The following is a 26,610-nucleotide window of genomic DNA, read 5'->3' as shown; positions in this document are numbered from 1 at the left end:
TTTTACTCACGTTCCAGGACGATTTTTTCATATAGTTTTACGGTTAATAAGTAATAAATCAGGTATAGCACGATAAAAATTGTAAAAGGAATCCATAAGTTCTGGTATGGGTGTGGCAAGAGCAACTTAAATAGTCTCAACCCAAAGAGCACATCGATTACGCCTAATACGCCGGGCAGAAGAAACAGCACTCCAATTTCATTTTTAATAGATTGACGCAAAACTTTTGCCCTTGTGCCAATTTCAAATAACATTTGGTAACGAACCTTGTCACTAGCTGCGCCACTTAAGACCTTGAACATTAAGGTTGAAGCCAGCATGGTCAGGAAAGCGAAGCCTAAAAAGAAGCCCATAAATTCAAAACCGCTGCTGAAATTCTTGATTAACTGGTAACTGCCTGCCTTGCTGGAAGTATAAATATACGAATAAGCAGAATTTTCCTTCAGTTGTTGTTTCTGCAATTTTAAGATGGTGGGGAAATCCTGATCAAAGTTTTTCACTTTTACAAAGCTGACAAACTTGTCTTGTCCTTTTTTCTCGGTCCATTTTTTAGGTGGAACCAGGCGAATAATTTTAGCAATACCATCAGGAACCATAGCGCCAAAGGCATTATTAGCGTATGTTGCTGGGACATCCAATTTTTCAGTAGGCAAATTGACCTTCTTGTATGCCGGTTTGCCATTTTTCATGTAAAACTTGACGTTTTTGACTAAGTTATTGTTAAATTCACTGCGGTTAAAATACAAATATTTACCCTGTTCTTTATAATGATAAGTTTGCTCACGAGTAATCGTCAGTTTATTTTTAGCCTGCTCAACTTTGGGAGAGTCACTGATAATAGTAGTGTCATAATAAAAATTGTCTTCAAGTTGCTCACTGAGCGTGCTGAAGTTAAGCCCTACAGTAATAGCTCCAAGTGCCAAGGCAAAAAGCAATGAAACAACTGTCAAAATTCGCGTATAATCATGCAATCGAAATTTCAACTGACCTAGAGTAAATACCCGAATGCCATGATAAGAAAAGCTTCTGCGGTTAAGCAAAAATCCGATTAAGGCGCTGAAAAAAGCGTTAAATGTGAAATAGGAACCAGCGACTATTGTCACCAGCGCTGCTGGAATAATAAATAAAATAGCACCGCCTGGAAGACCCAAAATAAAGTAGCCTGCAGCTAAAAGTAACAGACCAAGTATTCCTTGAATCCAGTGCAAGACCGGCCGGTGTTTGTAAGCAACTGGCTTTTGGTCATCGCGTAATAGTTCAATTACTGGCGTCTTGGTTAATTTACGGACATTTTTCAAAGCTCCGAATAAGAACATGATAATGAAAAAGATAATCGTCCAAATGATAGCGTTTGGTAAAACAACAGCAAAATGTTTCACCGTCAACCCTAAGCGAGATATCAACAGCTGTGACACTATTGCAGTCAGACCAAATCCGAGCACAATACCCACTAGTGTAGCTATAATGCCAGTTATTAGAGTTTCCAAAAAAATTAATAACCCAATTTTGGTACTCTTAGCTCCCAGCATCATGTACATGCCGTAATTGTGTTTGCGCATGCTCAACAAAAAAGAATTGGCATAAACAAGGTAAACCATGGTAATGATTATCAGCAAGATAATACCAAAGGCAAAAGTGAACCGAACATAGTTACTTGGTGCTGAAATATCATTTTTGATAAAAGTAGGATTAATTGTGATTGTAAGGAACATGTAAAAGATCATGCTGGCAACAACCAAGCCGGAAAATAAAACCGCATAATCTTTAAAACGACTTTTGATTCCCGTTAAGGACAACTTCCAAACCATTTTAGTTCTCCTTATTCGTCAGTATCTAAGTGGTCGATTAATAGATGGTAAAATTCTTGTCTGGACTGACCGTTTTTCAACATTTGCTCACCAATCTTGCCGTCTTTAATAAATAAAATACGACTGGCAAAGCTGGCAGCAAACGGATCGTGCGTAACCATCAGAGTGGTAATACCATCGTTTTGATTCAAATCAGCCATAGTATAGAGCAATTCGCGGGCGCTCTTTGAATCTAAGGCACCCGTCGGCTCATCGGCAAGCAAAATTGCAGGTTCATGTACTAACGCCCTGGCAGCTGCCACTCTCTGTTTTTGCCCACCTGATACTTCAGCGGGATACTTGGGCAAGATTTCTTTGATGCCTAGTCTAGTTGCAATTTTGTCAACCAGCGGATCAATTTTTCTGGGAGAAATACCCCTTAAACTTAAAGGCAAGGCAATATTTTCACGATTAGTTAAATTTTCCAGCAAATTAAAGTCTTGAAAAATAAAGCCGATTTGCTTACTTCTAAAGTCAGCTAATTGATTGGCATTTAAAGTGCTGTTATCCTCATGGTTAATAAAAACATTGCCTGTTGTCGGTTTGTCCAAAGTTGACAAAATGTTAAGCAAAGTTGTTTTACCGGAACCAGAGGCGCCCATAATGGCTACAAATTCACCTGAATTAACCGCGAAATTAATACCTTTGAGAGCCTGATACTGCTTTTCGCCACGCTTGCCGTATGTCTTAGTAACTTGGTCTACTCTTAAAATTTCAGTCATTTGTAAGATCCTCTTCGCAATACTTCTGTACTATTTATCTAATACACTAATTCTATTACTAACTTTTGTCAATAAAAAAATAAGCCTTTCCGATTTTGAAAGACTTATCTGAATACTTTTTCCTTGTTTTTAGCGGTCAATTAAAAATATTAAGTTTTTCTTAAAAACACTTCTATTTTCTTAGCCTACTCTGCGTAATACCTTGTTGAGCGGCGTCACAATAATTGGCGTCACAATTGCAGTGAATACTGCCTCAACCAGACCATTCAGACCTAGGGCAATTATTAACGCTGTAATTAAAGGCGTCCCCTGAGCGAAGCTGCCCAAATGGCCTAGCAGTTTGGCAGAGTTGCCCATGAAAACCAGACTGGTTAATAGAATTACAAAAACAGTGTTAGTTAAAGAAGTCACTGCTCCCGCAACTGTGTAGCTTACTTCTTTAATGCTATTTTTCTTTTTAGCAGTTAATTTTCCAATCAGTCCTGGAAAAAGACCCGCCAAAACACTAGGAATTACGGCAATCGCAAAGTTTTGAAAGAGCATTAAGCTGACAATATCCCCAGGTTGCGTATATGCCTGCACCATACGCGCAATACCCCAGAAAATACCAAAAAATGTGCCGGCAATTGGTCCCATAAGCAAAGAATAAATGGAAACAGTCAAAGGAATAGTAGTTATAGCCGGCAAAGTTGGCAATATGCGAATATAACCGATATTAGGAATGAAAGTTTGCAATAAAAAGATTGCGACAAATATGGCAGTAATAGCCAGGTTCTTAGTTTCTTTTCTGCGCATTTGCGTCCTCCTTAAAAAAACACCTTGCTATTATATTGCTTAGAATTATTTGTCGCAAATATTATCTCTGCTAAGTATTAGTTTTAACAATAATTACTTCAATAAAAGCTATATTTTAAATCCTTTCTCTAAAACTGATCCAGACTCAAAAAAGCGCTTGAATTTTTCAGCTTCCATAAGTAATTTTTCCCGATTATCTACCTGTGAAAGCTTATAGCCGACAAAATATGGCGAAGCTGTGTAGCGCAAAATCAATTTCGCACAAATCCCCTGATCAAAACGCGGATAAAAGAACAAATTGTAGGAGTCACAGCGACCATTGGACAAAACTTCCAGCATGTATTTAGCTCCGCTTTGAATCCAGTCAGACCAGTCATCAATACTTTTTTCGTCAAGCAGATTAAAATCTAATTCGATATAGCCTTGAATCGGATGGGTGCCAACGTTAACCTCCAGCCCGTTGTTGTTAAAAATACTAATGCCTTCAAAATTATTGGGCTGCAGATACTTATAGCCGTTCATCTTTTTCAAGCCAACAATTTGCATGTGTGGGTGCTCAAGTGATCCTCCAGAATTTTTGCCAAAATTCTTGTACCACAATACTGATCCGAACTCAGGTGAATCATTCATTTGCTTAAAACATGACAGTGAAAAGCGCATCAAAGCCCGATTATATTCAGGTGAATAGGTAGTGATATCTCCCGCATGTTTATTAGATTCAATCAAAACTGTCTGAACAGTATCCAGCAATGTGGGATATTTGTTATCAAGCCAAATCATCCCTCCCTGCCTTTTTATAATATTAGTCAGTTCCGCCACATTACAAAAGGGACAACCAGAATTGTTTTTCACTTTACGGTAAGAATTAGGCTTTTCTTTAGCTATGTTAACATCAAACACTAATGGATCATTTTCCATTGGGCAATCCCTCCTAAAAAATTTTCTTAAATCTTGCATTTTACTAGAGCCGCAATAGATGGTAAACTGTAACCGCAATTATTTTTTAAAAAATTCCAACGGTGGTAGAACTATGCAATCAAAAAGAAATTTAAAAAAATACAATAACCGCAATAATATGTTTCTGATTATTATCGGAATAGTTCTGATTTTAGCAGTTATATTTGGCGTGGTTCTATATAATAATCACGTTGAATCGCAAAAGCAGGCTAAAGCATTCGCTATTAATCATTTTAACCCTAATGTTAATATTTATGGAGTTGAAGTTGGAAACTTAACAATTAATAAAGCAACAGCCAAGATTAATCGGAAAGCCAACAATATCGTTTCCCTAGAAAATGGTAAAGTTGCAATTGAACGCGATCCTAACATTGATACGATTAAGAAAAAGGAAGTTGCGAATTACTTTAATAAGCAGCATACAACGATGCCAGATAAGCAAAATTATGAATACCGCAATACTGATTTAGATGCTGCCAATAAAAAACTGCAGGCTGTGAGTCACGCTGTGGTCAGTTACCATGTAGCCGGCAAAGACTATCAGCTTAAAGCTCAAAGTCTGATTAATCAGGTAATTTACAAAAAAGGCAAATATTCGTTTCTTAATTCAGAAAATTTAACAGCAAAACTCAATAAAATTGATCAGGAAGTTTCAACTATTCACCAAAGCTACAAGTTCACTGTGCCAAAGGGCAACAAAGTTGCAGGAACCAAAATTACCGTCAAAAACCAAAGCTATGGCTGGGGTGTTCATGTCAAAAGAGCTCAAGCCGCTGTCGAACAAGCATTTTTAAACGGGACTAAAAATCTTGATGGTAAAGATTACATCTATGGCCTGGGTTATAGTACTTATGGCTTAGGCTATGATAAAAACAATCATGGCATAGGAAATAACTATATTGTTGTTTCACTTAAAAAGCAGGAAATGTGGATTGTAAAAAATGGCAAATTAGTCGTACATTTGAATGACATTGTCACTGGTACGAGAGATGGCGTTAAGGGTAATCGGACTCCGCAAGGCGTTTGGTACATTCACTATAAGCAAGGTCATGCTGTATTGCGCGGACGCAATAACGACGGCTCTAAATATGCTTCACCAGTCAGATACTGGATGCCGTTTACTTTAAGTGGTTGCGGCTTCCATGATGCGAGCTGGCGCGGTGATTGGAGTAAAAAAGCATATTTACGTGGGGGTTCTCACGGCTGCGTTAATATTAAGCCTAGAGAAATAAAACAAGTTTGGCATAATGTAAGCAAGCATGAACCGGTAATTGTATATGATTAAGTAATTTAATAAGAAATTAAAGGACAAGAATTTAAAAAACTTGTCTTTTTTGTTATGCAAAAACCTGTTAACTTAATATCAAGTTCACACTCGCTTTAGTTAACAGGTTTTGCAATTTTAAATATTAAATAATTTTTACTTATAAAGCTTCCTTAACAGCCTGATTGACGGCATCCTTTTCAGCATTAATCACGTCAACCTTGGACTCGATATTCTTGGTATCCATTCTGATCTCACGACCAAGCCCCGGCTGATCAACCTTTGGCTCAAAGAATTCTTTGAATTCTTCCAGTCTCTTTTCAGTATGGAAAATGTTTGAAGCCACAGTAATATAAGTGGTAAATTCCATATCACCACCGACTGTTTTTTCCAGCCATGACCATTGGTCCCGTAACCAGTCCCAAGCAAATTGTTCGCCTTTTGGATTAGCTAAGACATTCGCAAACCAAGAGCGCAAATCTTGAGGCTTAACAACTGCAGCATTCTCAAAATTCTCAATAAGTTCCTTGATTTCAGATGGATTCTTGGTGTTGGTAATACCATCAGTAAGATCGTCCTTATAGTTAGGATCGATGGCAGCTTGATATTCTTTCAGCAAACGATCAACTAGACCCGGCTTATTATAGTTTTTAACTTCATTCATTAAAACATATGGTCTAACTGAAGCATCAATTTCGTTTAAGTTTTGATCGTGCTCAACAAAAATTTGGTGACCATCTTTTATCACAGCAGAATTATCGGCATACAAAGCTAAGGCTATTTCTAGTGGTCGAATTCTCTTATCATCATCTGTATCAGAATCTTTTGCTTGCCAACCTAAACGTTTAACTTGCTCTTGGGTTAATTTATTAACAAACGCCTTCAAATCTTTTTCTTGAGCTGAATCAGGTGTAACAAATTTAAATAATGAACGGATACTAGATAACAAGGCACTAATGACAATGTATGATTTAGAATTCGCAAATTTCGGCAGCAACGGTACAATTTCAGCGTATGAGATTTGCTTGCCTTCTGCTAAAAGTCCTAAATCTTGCAATAATTGTAATTGATCTACCGGTTTAAGCTGATCAAATTCAGCCATAATATCGTTCATCAAGGTTTCATCATAATTGACAATGAAATGTGAACTATTGCCTACGTTTACACGCAAAGCGTGACCAGCTGCACTGCGTAATTCTTTGTAATCTCCCAAATCCAGTTCACGTTCAGACATAATCTGCGGTGCCTCAAAGTTTGCGTTCAAAGGAATAGCCCACTTGCGCCCAACTTCTTTGCCTTCACCAACGAAGAACTGCTTTTGGCTCAAAATTAAGTGACCAGCTGTGTTTACTTTAGCGGAAACAACAGGGTAACCGGGTTGGTCAAGCCAAGTATGCATGATCTTACCAATATCTAAATCAGTGGCTGTCGAAAGAGCATTCCACAAGTCATCACCCGTAGCGTTGCCATATTGGTGCTGCTCAAAGTAATACTTAAGTCCCTTACGCAAAGCATCGTCTCCTAAGAGTGCCCGTACCATAACCAGCATTCTTGAACCTTTAGCGTAAACAATCGCACTATCAAAAATCGAATCAATATCAGCTGGATGCTCCACATTAACGTGAACAGATTGGACACCATCAGTGGCATCACGTTTTAAAGCTGCTGGCACTTCAGAAATTTGATAAAGATTATCCCAAACATGCCAACTCGGCTCCAAAGCATCAACTGAAACATATTCCATCATGTTGGCGAAACTTTCATTGAGCCATAAGTCATCCCACCACTTCATGGTAACTAGATCGCCAAACCATTGGTGCGCCAATTCGTGAGCGATAACTGTTGCCACATACGCTTTCTGATAAGGAGTAGCATTATCAGGATCAAGCAAAATTGCGACTTCACGGTATGTGACTAAGCCCCAGTTTTCCATTGCTCCGGCAGAAAAGTCAGGCAGCGCTAATTGCCAAGAATGTGGCAGCGGATACTTGGTTTGATAAAATTCTTCGTAAAATTCAATTGCCCGTTTTGCGATATCCAAAGCAAAGTCTAGTTCCTTTGCTTGATGTGCTTTAGTCGCAAAAACTCCTACTTTAACGCCGTCTTTGGTTTCGGTGATCTTTGATTGTAATTCACCAAAAGCAAAGGCAATCAAGTAGCTGGACATTCTAACGGTTTGCTCGAAGTAGTGCACGCCATCTTTAACTTTAACTTCCGGCATGTTGGCAATCGTAGTTTCACCTTCATGCTCATCATACTTAAGTGCTAAAGAAAAAGTAGCTTTGGCTTCTGGCTCATCAACACATGGGAAAGCCTGACGCGCAGCTGTTGTTTCAAATTGAGTACCGATAATCTGTTTTTGAACACCATCAACTTGATAGTATGACGGATAAATTCCCATCATAGAATCAGTCAGCGGTGCCGAATACTTAATCTCAACTGTGACTTTACCGGTTTGACCCAGTTCAATAGCAATAGCTTCTTTGTCCTCATTGACAGTGAACGGCACATCCTTGCCTGCACTGGTAACAGAAGCAATTTTCATATACTTCTGATTAATTAAAATAGTATTTTCGAGTGCCTTACCTGTAATTGTTGAAGTACCGTTAATAGTTTTCTGTGCCCGATTAATGTCTATGAACAAGTCATAGTGTTTAGGGTGAAAAGTTTCATAAAAATGTTTAGCAGCCATATTTACCTCCTAAAATAATAGTTACTATCAATTTTAACAGACATATATGGAAATAACATGATTTTTCATAGCAGTAGATATTTGCTCTACTTTTTTCAATAGTGGCAGAATTATTAAATTTCTAAAAAATATTGTAAGAGTTGCGTGTTCTTTCTGTAACAACAATGACATATTGACTGTGTATGATTATCCATAGAATTAATATAGTTAATTGTGGGGATTGAAATATATTGAAGAACAGTAAAAGTTTAATACTTAAGTTAATTACAGCACTGGCGCTTTCATTTAGTTTTGTCACTGCTATAAATATAGAAACAAACAATAATAACTCGTGTACACAAACAGTACAAGCTGCTCGTAAAAAGTCAAAAGCTGAACGCGCAGCTAAAAGATGGATTGCCATGCGTGAATCAGGTGGTAATTATTACGCGCGCAACGGTGTTTGTTATGGTAAATACCAACTAAATATTGCTTACCTAAACGGTAATTACTCTAAAAAGAACCAAGAAAGAACGGCTGACACATACGTTTACGGTCGTTATGGTTCATGGGTTAACGCCAAGAACTTTTGGTTAGCCCACCACTGGTATTAATAAATATCTCTTTAATACAAATATCCCATTATAAAAAATAGCCTAACTAATTGTTAGGCTATTTTTTATATGAATTTAGATGTTAAAACAAAAGAAATTTAATTTTCTTCATTATGAGTCTTTGACAAGAACGGTGCCAAGGTCTTCAAATCTGGTCCCTTACCGCTTGGAATATTTTCTGCACGAGAGACAATAATTGGATTAAGTCCTGTGTGAGTCAAAATATAGAATTTATTTTCTTCTAATGCCTTGAACACAATTCCAGGTATTTTATCTATTGGCATGCCCGTCACAATATCTTGCTTAGCACGTTCTTGACCTTCCTTAAATGCTTCACTTGAATAGTAAGGATCATTCTTATCAGTGTATTTAGCTGGTCTGTGATTTTCAGTATGATATAAGTCTGTCTGGACAAAGGCAGGACAAAAGACGTGCATGCTAATGTTAGCTTTTGCCACCTGCATATCATATTCTACTGCCTCAGTCAGTCCCACAGACGCAAACTTAGAAGCAAAGTATGATGGCATTGAAGGACTGGCAACTAGCCCAGCAATTGAAGCCACATTAATAATGTCACAATGATCTTTTTGTTTACGCATAATTGGTATTACGCGTTTTAATGCCCAAACCTGACTCATTAAGTCAGCATGCAAAATCCATTCCCAATCACGAGTAGGAAGTTCACAAATACCACCAGGTACCGCAATCCCAGCTGAGTTAATCAATAAATCAATTTCATGATATTCAGCTACTGTCTTTTTGACCATGGCATCAACTTCATCTTCATCGGTTACATCAGTAGTAATGCTAATAACTTCCGCGCCTAAATCTTTAATATCAGTTTCTGCCTTGCTCAACGCTTTATCATCTATATCAGCAATAGCAAGTTTCATCCCTCTTTTTGCTGCTTCTAATGACAATGCTCGTCCAAATCCGTGCGCTGCACCAGTAATTAGTGCAACTTTATCTTTAAATTCTTTCATGTGCAAGCCTTTCTATTTAATTGTTCAATACTGAACTAACTTACTTACATCATCAATATTAAGCGCTTACTGTATAAATAAAAATATATAATATTCACAGTTTGTTAGATATTTAACAATTTCGCATATCTATTAGGCAAATTAGCTTTTATGACTTTGATCAGCCATCTTTAAACAATGAACTATTACATCTTTTTGCGTTCTGCGAAACATATCTCTCATTTCCTCTGGAGTCTCTTTTTGTCCATTATTAAGCCAGTCAATAATTATTTCTGTAAATCCACCAGTAAAGAAATGGGCTATAAAGTCACGGTCTTTCTGACTTACATGTAATTTTTCTTTGCTTATTACTTCATCAATATAGCCAAGAAGTATACGATTTTGTGGTTCCCTAAAAATTGCATTAAATTGTTTAATATCTAAATTTTCATAAATGGCTCGTCCCAAGGTTGGATTAACAGCAAAATATTGAAAAATTTGATATAAATCATCATACCATTTTTCATAACCTTTTGACTGCTCTAATAAATTAATTATCTCATCCTGGACAGTCCACTTGATTAAATCAGGTACATCCCTAAAGTGATAATAAAAAGTAGGTCTACTTTTATTAGTTAAAGTAAGTAATTCACAAACAGTAATTTTATTTAAAGGCTCTTTTTTGAGCAACTTCTTTAGTGCCCGCGCAAATTCTCTTTTTGTATTTAGTGAAATCTCTTTATTTTTCATTTTATTTGCCACACTGTAACCCAATAAGAAAAATTTCCAGCAATTATTTGTTACTTGCCACTATTTTCTTAATTTTTGCAAAGCGCTCATCCCACTCGTTAACAATTAAATCATCATATTCCTGCTTTAATAAAAAGTCGAGCAAGACTTTTTTATCAGGCCGGTCTAAAAACAGGTAGCTTTGCGGAATAACAATCTGGGGCAAAACAGTGCGCAACTGGTTAAGTGAAATCTTTTTAACAGCACAAGATTTTAAAATTGGAATAATACAACCATCATCTTTAGGCATAAAATAGTCATAAATTTCGTCATAATCATCATTTTGAATTTCTCGGCCTATCTGAGCTAATGTTGCCGCATTGTTGCGAATCAAAGGTGCGCATTTGATAAATAACTGAATTCCGCCATTATTGCCTGTTGTATAAACAAAGGCTTGAAAACTATCTTTAAAAAATCTCTTGCGATATTCAATTATTTTTTGACCCGTTAAAATTTCTTTGACATACTCCTCATGCAGAGAAATTAGTAAAGTAGGTAAAAACGGATCGTAAACTTCATCTTCTATCTGACACATTAATTATTTTCCTTTTCTTTGTTCTTAATTGTGCAAATACTTATGTTTATCATAAATATCTTCGGTTAAACAAGCAACTGAATATTTAAAATATCAGATTAGCAAAACTGAATTATTATAGACACAAAAAAACTGAGCTGCACTTCAACCATTGAAGTACAGCCCAGCTTTTCTAATCATCTTACGCTCTGTGTCTTAATAAATGAGCCTTTGCGGGTTCACCTTTTAACCAAGTAGCAAAGAATGCATAGCCGAAGACCATCAAAGCAACCACAGCTGCCAAAATAATCATATTATTATCGTTCAGCGAAATTGTCTGTTCCTCTTCTAGCAGATTCTTTGACTCATTAACTTGATTGCATAATCCAAAGAATAACATGATTAGACTGCTTAGAGTTAGTAAGCCATTAACTGCCGTTAAAATTTTCATTTTCGTTAACTTCAAAAAATCATGTCCTTTCTTTCGATTTAAATACCAGCATTATATACCCTTTAAAAATAAATGCAAGGCCTTTGCTTAAAATAATTTAAATTTTTTGTTTATAATATGAATATTATTATAATTTTATAATCAAATCTTCTAAAAACCGAACAAAAAGGAGTACAGCATCTGTACTCCTTTTATTGCCATTCACTGGCCAGCCATTCCTGTGCCAGTTCGAACCAGTGGGCAGCGTGTGGATTCTCCTGCCATTCTCTACCCTTAACCACCATGTCCTTGCGAGCTAAAGAAAAACCGTGACCACCACGATTGAATATATGGGCTTCACAGGGAACCTTCTTGTTATGCAAGGCTTCCACGTATTCAAACGTATTAGTTACAAGTACAACTGGATCATCCCAGGCATGGAAGATAAAAGTTGCCGGAGTATTTGCAGTTACACCTAATGAACTATCCTTAATAAATTCATCTTGGGGTACTTTATCTTGTTCATCTTCTGGAATATCAAAGCCAATTTTAGGCAGATTAATTAAGGGATAACCCAAAATAGTCTTATTAGGCAGAACTTCCGCACTCTTAAAACCAAACTCTTTTTGATATTTTGCAGAGTTAGCCATACTGTTGGCAAAACTGGCAACGTGACCACCAGCAGAAAAGCCGATTGTGACTATTTTATCTGGATCAATCTGATAGTCTTGCGCATGCTCACGAAAGTATTTAACAGTGCTTAAGACATCAAGCCCGGCATCTGGATAAATGTCACCTTCGTCTTGCACAAGGTTGTATTCCATGACCACGCTGTTAAAGCCGCAATTATTGAAAGCCAAGGCAACCGGCTCTCCCTCTCTTTTAGACAAATGGTCAAAACTGCCACCTGGAACTACTACAGCCAAAGGGTGTTTTGGAGTTACCAATTCACCAATTGAACCCAAGGTGTATGTGTGCAGATTGAACTTGCGCTGGTTAAAATTAGTTAACGTTAAATCATTTACTTTCATTTTCTTCCCCCACTTTTACCATATTTTTTGCTAAAAATGTTGTTGCTAATGGTACTGTTAATAATACACCAATTAGAGAGTACATTATAATCAAAGCCTCATTGACAAACATTTTTTCGTTTAATACCTCACCTAACGTATAATTCAAACGAATATACCATAAGAATAACGAAAGAAAGCTGCCGAACATCCCAAATAAAATAGTATTCATAGCTGTCCCCAGAACATCGTTGCCGATTTTAGCACCACTTGCTTTGAGATCCTCATATGATATATCTGGATTATGCTTTTTAATTTCTAAAAGTCCTGAACTCATAGCAACAGCGGATTCGGCTACAGCACCCAGCGTTGAAAAGATAGCTACCGCAACTGCAATTAAAGGATAGCTTAACCCCGGCATCTGGGACAATCCTACCAAAATTTCACCTGCTTCAGGTCCAAGACCAGCAGCTTGTGCCAACCATTCAAAACCCATAATTATTACACTAGTTGCCAGGCACACAATCAGTGAAGAATAAAAAGAGTTTTTAGCAACTTGATAATCATGCGTTCCTAAGAAAATAATGGTTACCAGTTTTAACGGGACAAAAATTAAAATCAGAAGTGGAATATTAATCCCCCAGGAAATCAGAATAGCAACTAAAATTAATAAGAAAGTATTGATTAAAACACTAAAGAAACTGCGAATCCCTGTTTCACCGCCAACAACAGTCATCAAGATTGCGAGCACAATTAGTAAGGCAGTTAAGGTACTCATTTTCTAATCCCCGCTTTCCGCTTTTTCTCTTCTAAAAACAGCAGGCTGCAACCCGTGGCAAAGACCACCGTCAAAACTATCCCAATTGCGGAAATGATACTTTGTGTGACTCCCAGGGAAAGGGTGAAGCCAAAAGTGGAACGCAAGCTGTTGTTATCCCGCAAATAGATAATCGTCATTGGCAATTCTTCTGACATAAAGATTAATACCAAAACGTTAATCAGTGGTCCCATTATTTCTTGTCCCATTGTGCGTCCGCTTTGAATTAACTGCTTGGCAGTTAAATCGACCTTAGTCTGGATCAATTCATAAAGACTGGAAATAATATCGGTGGCTTCGTCCATCACGGCTCCTAAAATACCCAGTAATGTTTGTGCCAAAAAGATGCCACGAGGATCCTGAGTCGCATAATCTCCTGTTTCATATTTAATTTCCGATTCTCCTGTCAAACGCATAATTAAGTAGCATAATGCAAAAGAAACAAAAGTGCCTAGAATTGTCGCCAACCACGTTGCCAGCATCTTGCGGTTAAAGCCTTGGACAACTAATAAACTAAAAAATGAAAAAACAATATCGGCTAAGCCAAATAATAAAACGATATAGGAGCCATTTAGCTTAATATCCAGCATAATCACAAGGTAAAAAATTACCCAGCTGAGTATCATCGATGCAATTAAACTAAACGACTTTTTACCTGAGACTGCCACCATCAGCGTGGACATTACTGTCATTGCCAAAACCAAAACCCAGTCTCGTTTAGGATCCTGAATAACCGGTTCACCGTGTTTGACACTGACAAACAGGCGCTGACCTGCACGAAACTTTTGTGTGACTAACTGTGATGGATAATACATGTTAGTGGTTTCGTAGGTTTGACCCTTGAATTTACCAGACAAAACTTTTAAATGAAGAACTTGTTTTCTGGTTTCATCCTTGTTGCCGTAAACATCTGTACTTTTTTCTTCCAAAGTATCCTTGATTTTACTGTCCGTGACCACAGCTACATCATTTTTAGAATAAATATCTGTTGCAAAATAGGTGCAGGTAGTTAAAATCAACCCCACAACTGCTATTAATACCGCAAATAAGTAGCGTTTTTTAATTTTTTTCAATCAAATCATTCCAATCGATTTATACTTACCTACTGTAACTTAAAAACAGTTATCAGACATTAATTTTAAGCTAAATTTGTAAAATTTAAATATTATAAAAACGACTTTTAACCAAAAGTCGTTTTTTATGTGCCTACATGTCCAAAAACCGTTGCCACCAGTGAGTTTTTTCCGGTTCGATCTGCATATCTGCTAACGTGCGGTGGGCATTGGCATTTGCACTTTTTTCAGCATTTTCCTTAGCTTTGGCTAAAATTTCTTCATGCATCTGCTCACTTGATTTTCCTTCATCCTCGGCCACCTGAGCCCGTTTTTCGGCCGCGGTTAGAGGCTTTGTTTCTGGCATTTCCTGCACATCAGTTATGTCATCACCGTTATCGGTAACAATTCCTGAAATATCAGGTAACACGCTGAAGTCTTCTTCAGCATTAGTTTTTTTAGCTGCTGGTTGCTGTAATTGCTTTTGCTTTTTGAGCAGCTCTTTATTCTGCTTTTCAATATGGTTCAATTGCGTTTGCAAGTTGCTCAGCGCTATATTTTGCTGACCAATAGTTTGTTGCAAAGCATTCAGTAATTTCACCATCTGGGAAGTAGACATTACCTCCTGCTTTTTGCCATTATCCATATGCTGAGGCTTGTCTTTTTTGTCAGTAACAGCAAAAACCTGCTGTGCGGCTTCTTGCAAAGTTAAGCCATTATCCTGGGCTAATTGGTGAAAATCTTCGAGATCCTGCACATCCTGCTTACTGTATAAGCGCGCATTTTGCTTAGTCCGTGCGTAGTAATCCGGTTTACCAGTAACTTTTTCTACAATCAAAGAATATTTACGTAAAGTTGCAACACTAATGTGCAATTTCTTAGCCGTCGCGGAAGGCGCGGTTAATTCTTCAAAATTATGCTTATCTTCGCTCATCAGATATACTCCCCAGCACAATTAAATTAACCAATTTTGTGTAACAAGTTTTTCTTATGGTCAAAACGCTCCTGCGCTTTGACCATCAAACGGGTAATTAATTCCGAATAAGAAATTCCTGCTTCTTCAAAAAGTTTAGGATACATACTAATATTGGTAAACCCGGGCAAGGCATTAACTTCCGTTAAGATTACCTTATGATCACTTTCACGCAAAGTAGAATCTACACGGGCTAAGCCACTGCATTCTGTGACTTGATAAACTTTTAAGGCGTTCGCTCTAACCTTATCTACAATTTCTTGAGGTAATTTGGCAGGAATTTGCAAAGTAGTAGTTGAATCATCATCATATTTATTTTCATAACTGTAAAAAGTACCTGCCGCATTAATAATTTGTCCTACGCCGGAAACAATCGGCTTGTCATTGCCTAAAACAGCAGTTTCAACTTCTGTACCGTGAATGGTTTCTTCAATTAAGACCTTATCATCGTATCTAAAAGCATCAGCCAGAGCTTCATCAAATTCTTTTTTATTGGTAACATGATAAACTCCAACTGAAGAACCTTGATTTGACGGCTTAACAAAAAGATCACCGCCTAGTTTTGCACTCACTTTGTCATAATCACGTTTAACATTATTAGCATCTTCATATTCAAAACGCTTAATTGCGATCCAGTCAGCTACAGGAACACCAACTCGCTGTGCTAAAATCTTGGTAAATTCCTTATCCATGGTCACGGCAGAAGCCAGGACATCGTCACCAACAAAAGGCTTGTTTAAGATTCTGAACAGTCCTTGCAAACAACCGTCTTCACCTAAATTGCCATGTACAATCGGGAAGAAAACATCAATTTCCGGTAAATTCTTTAGTTGAATTAAATTTGAAATGTTGGCTACTTCATGCGGATTCTCAATAGTATATTTTGGATCCTTTAAGACTTTAAAAGAGTCTTCTTCACTGGCTAAATAGCCATCATTGGTAATCCAAATTGGGTGGACATCAAATTTATTTTGATCGATCGCTTTATAAATGTTGTGGCCAGACATAATTGAGACTTCGTATTCAGATGAATTACCGCCAAAAATTAAACCAACTTGTGTTTTCTTAGTCATTATTTTTACCTCTTAATCATTGTTTCTAACTTTTAATTATACGGCAAGAAAAACCCGAAGAACTGTAAATTAGACAATTTTTTAGGAATATTTTTTATTATAAGCAAAAAGTCTTGTATAAAGCAAAATCATAAAGCAAAAATTTACACTATATTAAAAATTGCTATTCGATTCCCAAGTTATTTCATACAGTTGATTGATTTTGGTTGGATGTTTGCCCAAAGCGGTGGGATCAAAGGACTGATGATAGGCTACGGTTAAGTAAAGATCATTAGTGGTAGCTAGTTGAATGCCCTCAAGCTCAGTATAATAGCCCGGAATTCCCATTTTACTTTCATTGGCTAAATTTACCAACTCCCAAAATGCAGGGTCAACTTCTCCCCAAGGAATTTTAACAATTTTTCTATTTTGACCGAGCCTGTCGTCTGCAAATTGACTGGAAACATAGATTGTGCGGTTGTTGTCAATAGCAAAGCCTTGCAGCGAACCAACTAACCCAGCTCGTCCAGAAAATTGTGGTATTTTAAAAGCGGCTATACTTTTTATTGTTCTGATATCAACGTATTTGCTTGCAGTTGCAGCTTCATCAAGCGCCATATTAATTTCTGCTAAATAATAGAGTGCAAAATAACCGGTATAGTCGTTATCACCGTATGCAAGCAGAAAATAACGCAAATCTGGTGAAACTGCAGCTTCTACGCGGGAAAATTGATTGCCTGCACAGCCTATGCCTAAATCAGCTCCCGCATAATTTAAATTTGATAATCTTGGTTGCATTTTGGTATTAGCCGCTATCTTAAAATAATGCGGAATTTTTATGCGCGCAATTTGTTTAGACCAAGTCGACCAGATGGGGTTTAAGTCGTTTGGCTTTGTGCCAACGAACCACTGCCCTGGTCTTCCAGCATACTCCAGCGTCTGAGTATGACCTGCAGCGGTGCCGGTTAAATGCAAAACTGGAATTTGCTTATTAAAAGAAACATTGTTGCCATTTTTGCCGCGATAAACAAAGTTGTCTCCTGCTACGTGTTGCAAAACATAAGTATAACCGTCAATAATGCTGGTTTTCTGGACTACCACTTGGCGCAAGTCCTTATCTATTGATCCAGTTACCCCATCCCAATCGTCCAACTTGCTTAACAGAGCAATTTTGACGTTTTGTGCTGCCTGCATCTTTTCATTATTAGCCAAGATCTTCATTTCCTCACTAAATTTTTCCAAAAACTCAATCAATTTATTAAATATAATTATTATTTTAAAAATAAAATTCTACTCGGTTTTATTTTGCCTTATAATTTATGCTAAAGAAAGGAGAGCATCTTAAATGATTAAAAAATTTTACTCTGCCCTCTTCTGTTTGCTTTTCACTTTTCCTTTTAGCAATACACAAGTTTTCGCTGCAGAACTCACTCCAAGTGAAACGAATGAAGTGAGTCGTTTGCAGCAGGAATATGCACAACTTGATAACACTATTTATAATCTTAATAATCTTTATTTAAACAAGCCACAGTTTAAAACCAAGTTTAAGTCGGGAGCACTTGTGCCGGACTATCTTAACAGTCAATTGGCATATACAAACTATTATAGAAAATTATTCAATTTGACTCCCGTTAAAGAAAATTTTCAAGATAATATTGCTGCCCAAAAAACTGCTGCAGTTTTAGCCGCTCTCGATGCTAATCCAATGGTAAATCAGCATAATTTGCCTTACGAAAAAAGACCGAAAATAATTAATAAAACTACTTGGCAACTAGCCCGCGACATTTCCAGCAAGGCCAATCTTAATTTTAATACCAGTGACCAGACTGCAGGTGAAGTTATCACTGACTTAATTACTGATCGGTATAACTTGACCGGCGCTGACACTGGTCACCGTGCATGGCTGTTATCAACGCGCTTAACTACAACAGGCGCAGGTGCAGCTTATGGCAAAAACGGGTATCGCTACTCTGTTCAAAAAGTTTTTAACCCCGCTGATGTCTTTCGTACTCCCAGTCGAGAAACAGTAACTTATCCCAATAGTGGCGTCTTTCCAATTGAGCTTTTACAAGGTGATAATATCGCCTGGTCAATTTATCTCTCTAATAAAATTTATAAAGGCACACCAAAAATAACCATAACTGATAAAGACACTGGTGAAGCTTATCAAGCAGAAAATGTACGCAATTATAGTCACACAGGCTATGGCAATTTTGAAACTATTATTACCTACTATCCATGCTCAGTTCCACTAGTTATCGGTCACGAATATGAAGTAAAAATTACGGGTTTAACTAGTTACACGTTTAAGCTGTTTCAACTTCAAAACAAGTCAATAGAATAGTAAAAACCTCGAAGAATTATTTTCCTTCGAGGTTTCGTATGTTTTATTATGTGAACTGAGTTAATTTTAAATATAGTTAGCTACGGCAGCTAATAAATCTTTTTCATTATTAACTATGGTGCCATTAAGTTTGATCAGGCCAGTAGTATACAAGTTAACATAATGGAATTGGTTTTCAGCAATTTGGGTCAAAGCTTGTAGCTTCTTTTGGTTAGTAGCTCCCTGCTGACGAGTATCTGTATATAAACCAATTATCGGAATTTCTTTTGCATAAGCTACGCCTATTTCACTCGCTACACCATTGTCAATGCTGAGACCGTCAAGAACGGCAATCATCAAATCGCTATTAAGCAGCTTTTCAGTATCAGCTTGAGCAATCATTTTAGAATCAGCATAAGCCTGTTTGTCATTAATTGACGCGTTTTCCTGGGGCAAATATAAATCAATTGAATTATCTATTTGACGTATTTTAGCCGCCAATTGCGCGTTATAATTAATTTCTGCTTGTGAAAACAGAGCATTTGCAAAATAAATTTTCATATGTGTTTCCTTTAAAAAAACGATTAATTATTTTAAAACAGAGAGCCTAATTGTTTGGAGAGCTAATTTCCCACGGAATTGCACTTAAAATATAAAGAACAACTCCTACAATAACAAAGTCCAAAAAGATACTGCTGCTTATTTCTAACACAAAACCTAATACAGCTAAACCTTCAACATTAAAAATTACTGGAATAATAGCCAATATGCCTGCAATTAATATTAACCAAAAACCTGCCCACATACCACATGCGGTAACTTCGTGAGTCAGCATTTTTGAATTGAAAAATAATTTCATATCACTTATTAATGAACGTAAACTAATAATAGCCATTATCAGGATAATTACGTTAACAATTAATAAGATAAAAGCAATATTGCCTCCAAGAGTGATTGTGTTCAGATTAAAAGTATCGATTACATCAAATGGAGCATTGTTTTCCTGCTCCTTTAATTTTTCTTGTACTAACTGGGCATCACTGGATGAACCTTGATCAATGTTTAAATCAATGTCATGTAAAATTTGCTTGGCCAATTTCATATTACTAAACTTGAACCAGGGGGTTCCCAAAGTATAGTCAATAATATGGTCAGCAATTGGTTGGGTTTGCTTAGTAGTCAGCAGATTGGCATTTCCATTTTTATTAGCTCCAATTGTTTCTGCTAATGCATCAAAATGCTTGTTTATTTGTCTGACTACTACAGCTTCATTACTACTGTTTCTAATTTGTCCCTTCATAAAAAAGGGATTAAGGAAAGTCGCGGTAATCATGGTTAGCGATACAATCAGAAAGATGATAAAGGACAGAACCTGTTTGTATTGGTTGTTCTGTTCTTGATTTATTCTGTGCAAACCATCTCGCACGCCATTTGCCATATTTTTCCTTCCTAACAGACAATCTCCTTGTCTTCATCAAACATCGTATCTATTGCATGATGAATGGTCTTAATGTCAGTAGATTCAATAATCTCATGACCCTCTTTAAGCGCCTTTTCAATAGTTGGTTTTGAGGAATGTAAAAAACTGTACATAAATGCTTTGGTACCATAATCAGCTATCTCTTCAGGAGAAACTCCATATTGTTTATTATCATAATAAAGACGCCCTACACCAGTTACGGAAAAGGCAATCCCCATGCGAACTTCTTTTGGATCAAAGTCAAAGTGATTAAACAACTGCTTTTCTTTCAACCAGTCGTTGATAGTTTTACTCCAAAAATCTAACGATTCGTTACTCTTAAATACCTCAGTAATAATACGTTTAAGACCTTCATCATAAATACCCAGCATTTCAATTGTATAAATAAAAGCTTTAGCGCGAGCCCATACTTCGACTTCCTTGCTAACACTAAACTTTTGCACTTGCTTATCTAATGTATTGAGAATATTCCGAACTACATCAGCAATTAAACTTGCTTTATGTGGATAATATGATTGCAATAAAGATTTGGAAATTCCAGATTTTTCTGCGATCATTTGAAATGAAACACTGTCCATGCCATTTTCTCTAATTAAGTGAAAAGTATTACTTAAAATTGTACGTCTTCTTTTATAATTTTTACGTCGTGCCATAATATTTTCTCAGCTCCTATACATTTGCCTTAATTATACCAATGATATTGAATAAATAAATAAAAATGCACCGGTATATTATTGGCTGATAGTATTTACTAAAGAAACATATACTAAAATAAGCCGTTTATCTACGTAATTACTTTAATTTGCTTTCACTTAACAAATGCATTGAACGGTCATTATATACATAATTAATTCCACGCGCTAAAAGCAAATCGACTGAAATACGAACCATTCTATCTGGATAATGACTATGTTTAATTGTATCAGTTACCACTATTTGTTCGATTGGCAACTCATTCAGAACTTCAGTTGCATTTTGTGATAATAATGCGTGAGTTGATGCAACGTAAACTTTCTTTGCACCTGCTGCTAAAACGGACTTAGTTGAAGAAGAAATTCGCGACCCCGTATCAATTAAATCATCTACAATAATACACTTTTTATCTTTGACGTCACCAATCATATCATGTACATCTGCGTCATAACGTGCATGACGCTGATCAACAATCGCAATTGGAGCATCAAAGTACTGGCCAAAATTACGAGCGAGTTTAGCGCCAGAGTGATCCGGAGAAACAACTACAATATCGTCTTCCTCTTTGGTAGCAATGCCATTATCAATAAAATACTGTGCTAAAAGTGGCATAGCATGCAAATGATCAACTGGCACATTATAAAATCCTTGAATTTGCGAAGCATGTAAATCAAGTGCAATTAAGTGATCCAGACCAGTAATTTGTAATAAATTAGCTATTAGTTTAGCAGTTATTGGTTCCCGCGAACGAGTTTTGGTATCTGAACGTGAATAAGCCAGGTATGGCACTACCACATTGATTCTGTGTGCTGAAGCGCGATGCAAAGCATCCAAAACAATTTCCAGTTCCATAAAGTTTTCATTTACAGGATCCTGAATTGACTGAATAACGAAAACATCACATCCTCTGACACTTTCACCAATATTAACTTGAATTTCACCGTCACTGAAATGTTGCACAGCAGTTTCAATTAACGGTTTTTTCAAAATTTGCGCAATTTTTTCATTTAATGCGGGATTTCCGCCCAACCCAATCAGCTTCATCGGGTGCAATATTTGAAGAAGTTCTTCCTTGTTCATGACTACCTCGTTTTTTAAAAATTACAATCTTTGCAAGTCTATTATAACCAAAAAAGTCCCCAGTGCCTAGAAAAGTAAAAATTCAAAAAAGCCGAAACTAATATCGGCTTTTAAACATTATGTTTGAAACAAAAATATTCTTAAACTAAATAAACTACTTAAAAAAGTCTTCCATTAAGTTTAGCAGTTTAAAACTCCTAACTGCATAACCTTCATGCTTTTGTCTAGGCATAATCAGAAGCTGTCCTCGAGGAATAATTTGACTGTACCAGCGAACATGTTCTACTTTAACCCAGTCTTTTTCTCCAACGACACAATAAGTCGGTATCTTGATTGCCTTCAAGCTGTCAACAGACATGAAACTTTCTGACAATTCCACTTTACTATCACGGTTCATGCGCAAGAAGCGCAGAAAGCCTTCAGTCAAATAATGATATGATTTGATACCATTGCCATTTACAAAGACACCGGCTACCATGAGCTTTTTAAAGATATTTTGATCCTGACTTGCAAGCATCATTGCCACCAAACCACCGGCATCAAAGCCAAAACAATAGCAGCCTCTGATATTCACCTGCTTAATAAAAGCAGCCAAGTCTTCAACTTCTGTTTGATAGTGCTCGGCAGGTTCTCCCTGACTGAGACCATGGCCTCTCATATCTAGAACATAAACCGCATAGTAAAGAGAAAGCGGGGCAACAATCTGGTCAAACATGCCACCATCTAAATGATGTCCGTGTAATAAAAGCAGCGGGGCACCCTTGCCTAACTTACTGTAATAAAGCTCGTTACCATTAACTTTTTCTCTCATCTTTGGTCTCTTTCACTAGCTTCTACCAAACTTCGATTAGAATTTTTTTCTTTCTTATGCTCATGCCACAAACTGCGAACAATGATCTTAGCAATAATATAGTTAGCTTTAAAATTATCAGGAATCATTTTAGCGTTAAAGTGATGAACCATGCTGTCCTTACGCTGCCAATAATGGTATATAGGTTTACTATCACAATAAAAGCCTTCAGTTAAAGACAAATATTGCACATTAAATATCTGATCTTCCATGAAAGCCAAATTTTCCATGAAGTGAAGATGATTCCTCCGCACGACAGATAATTTATAGCCCTTGTTCCAGGTATAGCCTTTGACTGGAGTAGCCAAACAATGATTATCACACAAAGAGCCTAATGGGTTGCTGATTAGCTGGTAAGTTCTAGCCTTGCCCTTCATACCCTGGACAATTTTTTTGGTAACAGGAATTGAGTCTGGTTTCGTTTCGTAGTCAAGCCAAAAGCCACAGGAAACCATTGCAGCATCAGGATGGTTATGAAAAGCATTTACAAAAAATGCTGTGTAATCGGAATCTACCCAGTCATCACCATCATGAAATGTAAAATATGGCGTATCGACATTTGCAATACCGACATTACGTGCATCAGACAAGCCACTATTGTGCTTGTTTATTATCTTAAAGTAACGGAATCTTTCACGATAGCTTTCTGCTATTTTTCGCGTATTATCCGTTGAACCATCATTGACAATTAACAACTTAAAATTCGGATCATCTTGCTTAGCTAAATGTTCAAGTGCCCGATCTAAATATTTTTCAACATTGTAAATTGGCATAATGACAGTTAATTCAGGTTGCTGAATCATAGCTCCCTCCTTCAATTTGTTATTATACCATCTTAAATATTAAAAATAACGTAAAGTAAGTAGTACATAACTATAATTTAACCTTTTGTATTTAGCATTTAGTATAATTAGGAACAGTCAAAAGGAGTTAATTTTTTTATGAAAAAAGCAAAAACAATTTCAACTATTATTACACTGTTATTTTTTAGTATGCTTATGTGCGGTGCTGTCACACAAACTGTTAAAGCAGATGAATTACCAGTTGTTTGTCTTGGGACTTCTTTAACCGATTCTCAAAGAAGCGGTACACTGAAAGCACTCAGCGAACCGCTAAACGGCAGTAGTTACCAAACAATTACTATTACTGGTGAGGATTTAGTCAAATATCTTAATCCTTCAGGTGCAAACTTTACCACCCACTCTGGTGTCTGGTCCAGTGCCATGATTGAAAAAGCAAGACAAGGTAATGGCATTAATGTCCACATCCTTGATTATCAGGGGCGTAATAATATTACAACAATTACAGCTGATCAATATAAAAATGCTGCTTTAACTGCCGGTATTTCTGATGCCAATATTTATGTTACCAGCGCTGTTCCAATTGATGGCTCTGGTGCTTTAGCAGGTGTTTATGCTGCCTACAACAAAACTGGAGAAAATTTAAATCAAAATCAAGTGAATGCGGCACAAGATGAAATGAATACCTTAAGTAAAATTACCAAGGAAAATAAGGATAAAAGCGGTTATAGCGATGCACAATTAAATAATGCAGTTGCCGGCGCTAAACAGGAAATGGGTAAAATCGGCAACAATGTGTCAGATAGTCAAATTCATGATATTGTAAACAATCAGATCAATATTAATCATCTTGGTGACGTCATTAATAATAATCAAAAACAGCAGATTATTAATGTCTTAATTGAAGTCCGTGATTCCGGTGCTTTAAAAAATCACAAATTTAAGGATCAGGCTGATGCTTTGTCCAAAAACATCAAGAAAAATGCCAAAGGAATTTTCGATAAAATAAACACTCCAGAAAATCGTAACTGGTTTGAACAAATTTGGCATAATATTACTTCATTTTTCAGCAATCTTTTTAGTGGTCTGATTGTTGTTAATTTTAATTAATTACATTTGGTCCATAAATTTGTTTAATGTATGATCAACAAATTCATTACCGCGATTATTAGCGTGTCCTTTAGTCCATTCGAATTTAGACTGAGAAAATTTATTTAAAAGCTGATCAAGCTCCTGCCAACACTCAAGGTTTGCAATTGCACCTTTCGTACTTTTTGTCCATCCCCGTTTTTTCCAGCTTTTAAGCCAGCCTTTAGTTATTGGATTTAAAACGTATTGTGAATCCAACACAAATAATAATGGTCTTTCATTAAAGCCCAACTCGAGCAATTTTTTGAGCGCTTTTATTAAAGCTGTTAGTTCCATCTTATTATTAGTAGCTCCAAATTCACCGTTTGAATCAAAAGCAGTTCTTTTATGACCCTGATCTTGCCATTCAATTAGATAAGCCCATGCAGCTTTATCGGTTTCTCGCACATGACCACCCTTAAAATTACCGGTATTGCGAGTACCGCCGTCAGTATAAATAGTGGCAAAATAATTGCCGGAATCTGCTGGAAGTAATTGATCAGTTGCTTTTGCCACTTTTTGTGTATTGTCAATGGCAGAATTTTGTTTGATTTTGCGACTTTCTTTTTGAATCTTGGCAATGGCTTTTTGTAATGAATCCTCGTCTTTTTGAAAAACTTGATTTACTGTTTCGCTGTCCCAATCTAAATATTCAGTGGCATCAGTTATTTTGGTGAAGGATTTGTATTCAGCACCAGAATAGCCCTCAACCTGTTTCCGAGCCTCTTCCCAGGTGCGATAAACGCCTGGCTTGCGGCCTTTTTTTACTGCATAAAATTTCATATGTTCCCCCATCACTAAAATTCCCAGTCAATGCTAAAATATAAGTAGTTCTATTTTTAAGGTGGTATTATGTTCTTCAATACTAAAAAATACAAGGAAGAAGTGGAGAAAAACCACAAGCGCGATCTTGCAAAGGAACCAAGCAGACTAAGCATGGTTTTCTTGGCTGCCTTGGCAACTTTTGCACCTACACGTATTTTCTTGCGTTTGCACAAAAAAGGGATCGAAGATGACGCCACTATTGAACCAAAAAAAGGCAACTTTGACCAGGTACCTATAATTTATTTTCATGGCTTTCGCGGCGGTGACTACACTACAAAGGTAATGGTCAAGCAGGCACTTGCCGATAAAGGCAATCCCAAATATCTCAAAGTTACTGTTGATTTATTGGGAAACTTTAAGTTAGAAGGGACTTGGACTGGTGATCCCAATCCAATAGTGCAAGTTGTTTTTCGCCAGAGACTCGTTGGCGTATATGCAATTGACTACTACCTGCGTTTTACACTGCCCTTTTTAGCTCAAAGGTACCACTTTTCGCATTATTCAGCAATTGCACATTCATTGGCATGTCCCTGCATAGTACGGACTGAAATGCGTGAATATCGGAAGAAAAATTTCCCTCATTTAGTCAAATGTGCGTTTATCGCAGGTCCTTTTGACGGTGTTGTTTATTTAGGAGATATCCCAAATGTAAATGCCTTTAACCAAAAAGGTCGTCCAGCTGTAGTTAATCTGCACTATCTGTATCTGTTGCTCAGACGCAAACGGTTTAATCCTAATATTTCAGTATTAAATATTTATGGTAATGTTTTGGATAACACTAATAGTGACAGATTTATTTCCGTCACTTCTGCTAAAAGCATACGCTATATTCTGGCTCCTTATGCTAAATCTTATCATGAAGTTGAAATTCGCGGTAAAAAATACGCTGAACACAGCTGGATGCACGATAACCCATTTGTAATCGACATTATTGATAAGTTTATTGGCATTAAGAAGTAATT

Annotated in this window: 27 protein-coding genes; 5 read left to right on the top strand and 22 right to left on the bottom strand. The window is 36.8% G+C overall.

Annotated elements, in window-relative coordinates:
* Positions 1-2: 2 nt before the first annotated feature.
* The 4 genes from H3T43_RS07170 to H3T43_RS07155 form a co-directional block, all read right to left on the bottom strand.
* Positions 3-1,808, bottom strand: a complete 1,806-nt coding sequence (locus H3T43_RS07170; protein WP_198213580.1) for an FtsX-like permease family protein — start codon at positions 1,806-1,808, stop codon at positions 3-5.
* A gap of 11 nt (positions 1,809-1,819) precedes the next feature.
* Positions 1,820-2,569, bottom strand: a complete 750-nt coding sequence (locus tag H3T43_RS07165) for an ABC transporter ATP-binding protein (RefSeq protein WP_046331498.1) — start codon at positions 2,567-2,569, stop codon at positions 1,820-1,822.
* Between the two features lie 180 nt (positions 2,570-2,749).
* Positions 2,750-3,364: an ECF transporter S component gene (locus H3T43_RS07160; protein ID WP_081945394.1), complete on the bottom strand. Its 615-nt coding sequence runs from the start codon at positions 3,362-3,364 to the stop codon at positions 2,750-2,752.
* 108 nt (positions 3,365-3,472) lie between these two features.
* Positions 3,473-4,282: a DUF4931 domain-containing protein gene (locus tag H3T43_RS07155; RefSeq protein ID WP_198213578.1), complete on the bottom strand. Its 810-nt coding sequence runs from the start codon at positions 4,280-4,282 to the stop codon at positions 3,473-3,475.
* A 112-nt stretch (positions 4,283-4,394) separates the two neighbouring features.
* Between H3T43_RS07155 and H3T43_RS07150 the strand changes: the two genes are divergently transcribed.
* Positions 4,395-5,606, top strand: a complete 1,212-nt coding sequence (locus H3T43_RS07150) for a L,D-transpeptidase family protein (protein WP_198213576.1) — start codon at positions 4,395-4,397, stop codon at positions 5,604-5,606.
* A 139-nt stretch (positions 5,607-5,745) separates the two neighbouring features.
* Here the strand turns inward: H3T43_RS07150 and H3T43_RS07145 are convergent, their stop codons facing one another.
* The gene (locus H3T43_RS07145; RefSeq protein ID WP_198213574.1) at positions 5,746-8,277 is read right to left on the bottom strand and encodes a M1 family metallopeptidase; all 2,532 of its coding nucleotides are present in this window, start codon (positions 8,275-8,277) and stop codon (positions 5,746-5,748) included.
* A 227-nt stretch (positions 8,278-8,504) separates the two neighbouring features.
* On the opposite strand from H3T43_RS07145, the gene H3T43_RS07140 reads away from it, so the two are divergent.
* Complete coding sequence (locus tag H3T43_RS07140) at positions 8,505-8,870, top strand: hypothetical protein (RefSeq protein ID WP_034980791.1); 366 nt, start codon at positions 8,505-8,507, stop codon at positions 8,868-8,870.
* A gap of 98 nt (positions 8,871-8,968) precedes the next feature.
* Here the strand turns inward: H3T43_RS07140 and H3T43_RS07135 are convergent, their stop codons facing one another.
* From H3T43_RS07135 to H3T43_RS07090, 10 genes are all read right to left on the bottom strand, one after another.
* A complete protein-coding gene (locus H3T43_RS07135; RefSeq protein ID WP_198213572.1) occupies positions 8,969-9,853 on the bottom strand; it encodes an SDR family NAD(P)-dependent oxidoreductase in 885 nt (294 codons plus the stop codon).
* Between the two features lie 141 nt (positions 9,854-9,994).
* Positions 9,995-10,582, bottom strand: a complete 588-nt coding sequence (locus H3T43_RS07130) for a TetR-like C-terminal domain-containing protein (protein ID WP_198213570.1) — start codon at positions 10,580-10,582, stop codon at positions 9,995-9,997.
* Between the two features lie 43 nt (positions 10,583-10,625).
* Entirely contained in the window at positions 10,626-11,156 is a 531-nt protein-coding gene (locus tag H3T43_RS07125) for a hypothetical protein (RefSeq protein WP_198213569.1), read from the bottom strand.
* A 181-nt stretch (positions 11,157-11,337) separates the two neighbouring features.
* Positions 11,338-11,586, bottom strand: a complete 249-nt coding sequence (locus tag H3T43_RS07120; protein ID WP_052726843.1) for a hypothetical protein — start codon at positions 11,584-11,586, stop codon at positions 11,338-11,340.
* Between the two features lie 191 nt (positions 11,587-11,777).
* The gene (locus H3T43_RS07115; RefSeq protein WP_198213567.1) at positions 11,778-12,596 is read right to left on the bottom strand and encodes an alpha/beta hydrolase; all 819 of its coding nucleotides are present in this window, start codon (positions 12,594-12,596) and stop codon (positions 11,778-11,780) included.
* On the bottom strand, positions 12,583-13,353 hold the full coding sequence (locus H3T43_RS07110; RefSeq protein ID WP_198213565.1) for a YibE/F family protein: 771 nt from the start codon (positions 13,351-13,353) through the stop codon (positions 12,583-12,585). The genes H3T43_RS07115 and H3T43_RS07110 overlap by 14 nt, the downstream gene beginning before the upstream one ends.
* The gene (locus H3T43_RS07105) at positions 13,350-14,465 is read right to left on the bottom strand and encodes a YibE/F family protein (protein WP_198213563.1); all 1,116 of its coding nucleotides are present in this window, start codon (positions 14,463-14,465) and stop codon (positions 13,350-13,352) included. Before H3T43_RS07105 ends, H3T43_RS07110 begins: the two co-directional genes overlap by 4 nt.
* Before the next feature lie 133 nt (positions 14,466-14,598).
* Complete coding sequence (locus tag H3T43_RS07100; protein ID WP_198213561.1) at positions 14,599-15,378, bottom strand: MerR family transcriptional regulator; 780 nt, start codon at positions 15,376-15,378, stop codon at positions 14,599-14,601.
* A gap of 26 nt (positions 15,379-15,404) precedes the next feature.
* Positions 15,405-16,490 carry a D-alanine--D-alanine ligase family protein gene (locus tag H3T43_RS07095; protein ID WP_198213559.1) on the bottom strand — a complete coding sequence of 362 codons (1,086 nt, stop codon included), beginning with the start codon at positions 16,488-16,490 and terminating at the stop codon, positions 15,405-15,407.
* 153 nt (positions 16,491-16,643) lie between these two features.
* Positions 16,644-17,681 (bottom strand): helveticin J family class III bacteriocin, encoded by a 1,038-nt coding sequence (locus tag H3T43_RS07090; protein ID WP_198213557.1) that lies wholly within the window; start codon positions 17,679-17,681, stop codon positions 16,644-16,646.
* A gap of 133 nt (positions 17,682-17,814) precedes the next feature.
* Between H3T43_RS07090 and H3T43_RS07085 the strand changes: the two genes are divergently transcribed.
* Positions 17,815-18,813, top strand: a complete 999-nt coding sequence (locus tag H3T43_RS07085) for a CAP domain-containing protein (RefSeq protein ID WP_198213555.1) — start codon at positions 17,815-17,817, stop codon at positions 18,811-18,813.
* Positions 18,814-18,879: 66 nt separating this feature from the next.
* On the opposite strand, the gene H3T43_RS07080 is transcribed toward H3T43_RS07085, so the two are convergent.
* The 6 genes from H3T43_RS07080 to H3T43_RS07055 form a co-directional block, all read right to left on the bottom strand.
* A complete protein-coding gene (locus tag H3T43_RS07080) occupies positions 18,880-19,353 on the bottom strand; it encodes a nucleoside 2-deoxyribosyltransferase (protein ID WP_187154834.1) in 474 nt (157 codons plus the stop codon).
* Positions 19,354-19,399: 46 nt separating this feature from the next.
* On the bottom strand, positions 19,400-20,230 hold the full coding sequence (locus H3T43_RS07075) for a hypothetical protein (RefSeq protein ID WP_198213553.1): 831 nt from the start codon (positions 20,228-20,230) through the stop codon (positions 19,400-19,402).
* A gap of 11 nt (positions 20,231-20,241) precedes the next feature.
* Positions 20,242-20,925 carry a TetR/AcrR family transcriptional regulator gene (locus H3T43_RS07070; protein ID WP_198213551.1) on the bottom strand — a complete coding sequence of 228 codons (684 nt, stop codon included), beginning with the start codon at positions 20,923-20,925 and terminating at the stop codon, positions 20,242-20,244.
* A gap of 139 nt (positions 20,926-21,064) precedes the next feature.
* Positions 21,065-22,045 (bottom strand): ribose-phosphate pyrophosphokinase, encoded by a 981-nt coding sequence (locus H3T43_RS07065; protein WP_187154831.1) that lies wholly within the window; start codon positions 22,043-22,045, stop codon positions 21,065-21,067.
* 154 nt (positions 22,046-22,199) lie between these two features.
* Positions 22,200-22,856: an alpha/beta fold hydrolase gene (locus H3T43_RS07060; RefSeq protein WP_198213549.1), complete on the bottom strand. Its 657-nt coding sequence runs from the start codon at positions 22,854-22,856 to the stop codon at positions 22,200-22,202.
* Positions 22,853-23,698 carry a glycosyltransferase family A protein gene (locus H3T43_RS07055; protein WP_198213547.1) on the bottom strand — a complete coding sequence of 282 codons (846 nt, stop codon included), beginning with the start codon at positions 23,696-23,698 and terminating at the stop codon, positions 22,853-22,855. Before H3T43_RS07055 ends, H3T43_RS07060 begins: the two co-directional genes overlap by 4 nt.
* 138 nt (positions 23,699-23,836) lie before the next feature.
* Between H3T43_RS07055 and H3T43_RS07050 the strand changes: the two genes are divergently transcribed.
* Positions 23,837-24,805, top strand: coding sequence for a DUF1002 domain-containing protein (locus tag H3T43_RS07050; protein ID WP_198213544.1), 969 nt, complete (start codon positions 23,837-23,839; stop codon positions 24,803-24,805).
* On the opposite strand, the gene H3T43_RS07045 is transcribed toward H3T43_RS07050, so the two are convergent.
* Complete coding sequence (locus H3T43_RS07045) at positions 24,806-25,606, bottom strand: ribonuclease H family protein (protein ID WP_198213542.1); 801 nt, start codon at positions 25,604-25,606, stop codon at positions 24,806-24,808.
* A gap of 69 nt (positions 25,607-25,675) precedes the next feature.
* On the opposite strand from H3T43_RS07045, the gene H3T43_RS07040 reads away from it, so the two are divergent.
* On the top strand, positions 25,676-26,608 hold the full coding sequence (locus H3T43_RS07040; protein ID WP_198213540.1) for an alpha/beta hydrolase: 933 nt from the start codon (positions 25,676-25,678) through the stop codon (positions 26,606-26,608).
* Positions 26,609-26,610 lie beyond the last annotated feature (2 nt).

Source organism: Lactobacillus sp. M0396 (genome assembly GCF_016101625.1).
Classification (GTDB): domain Bacteria; phylum Bacillota; class Bacilli; order Lactobacillales; family Lactobacillaceae; genus Lactobacillus; species Lactobacillus huangpiensis.
This window is presented reverse-complemented; position numbering and strand designations above follow the sequence as displayed.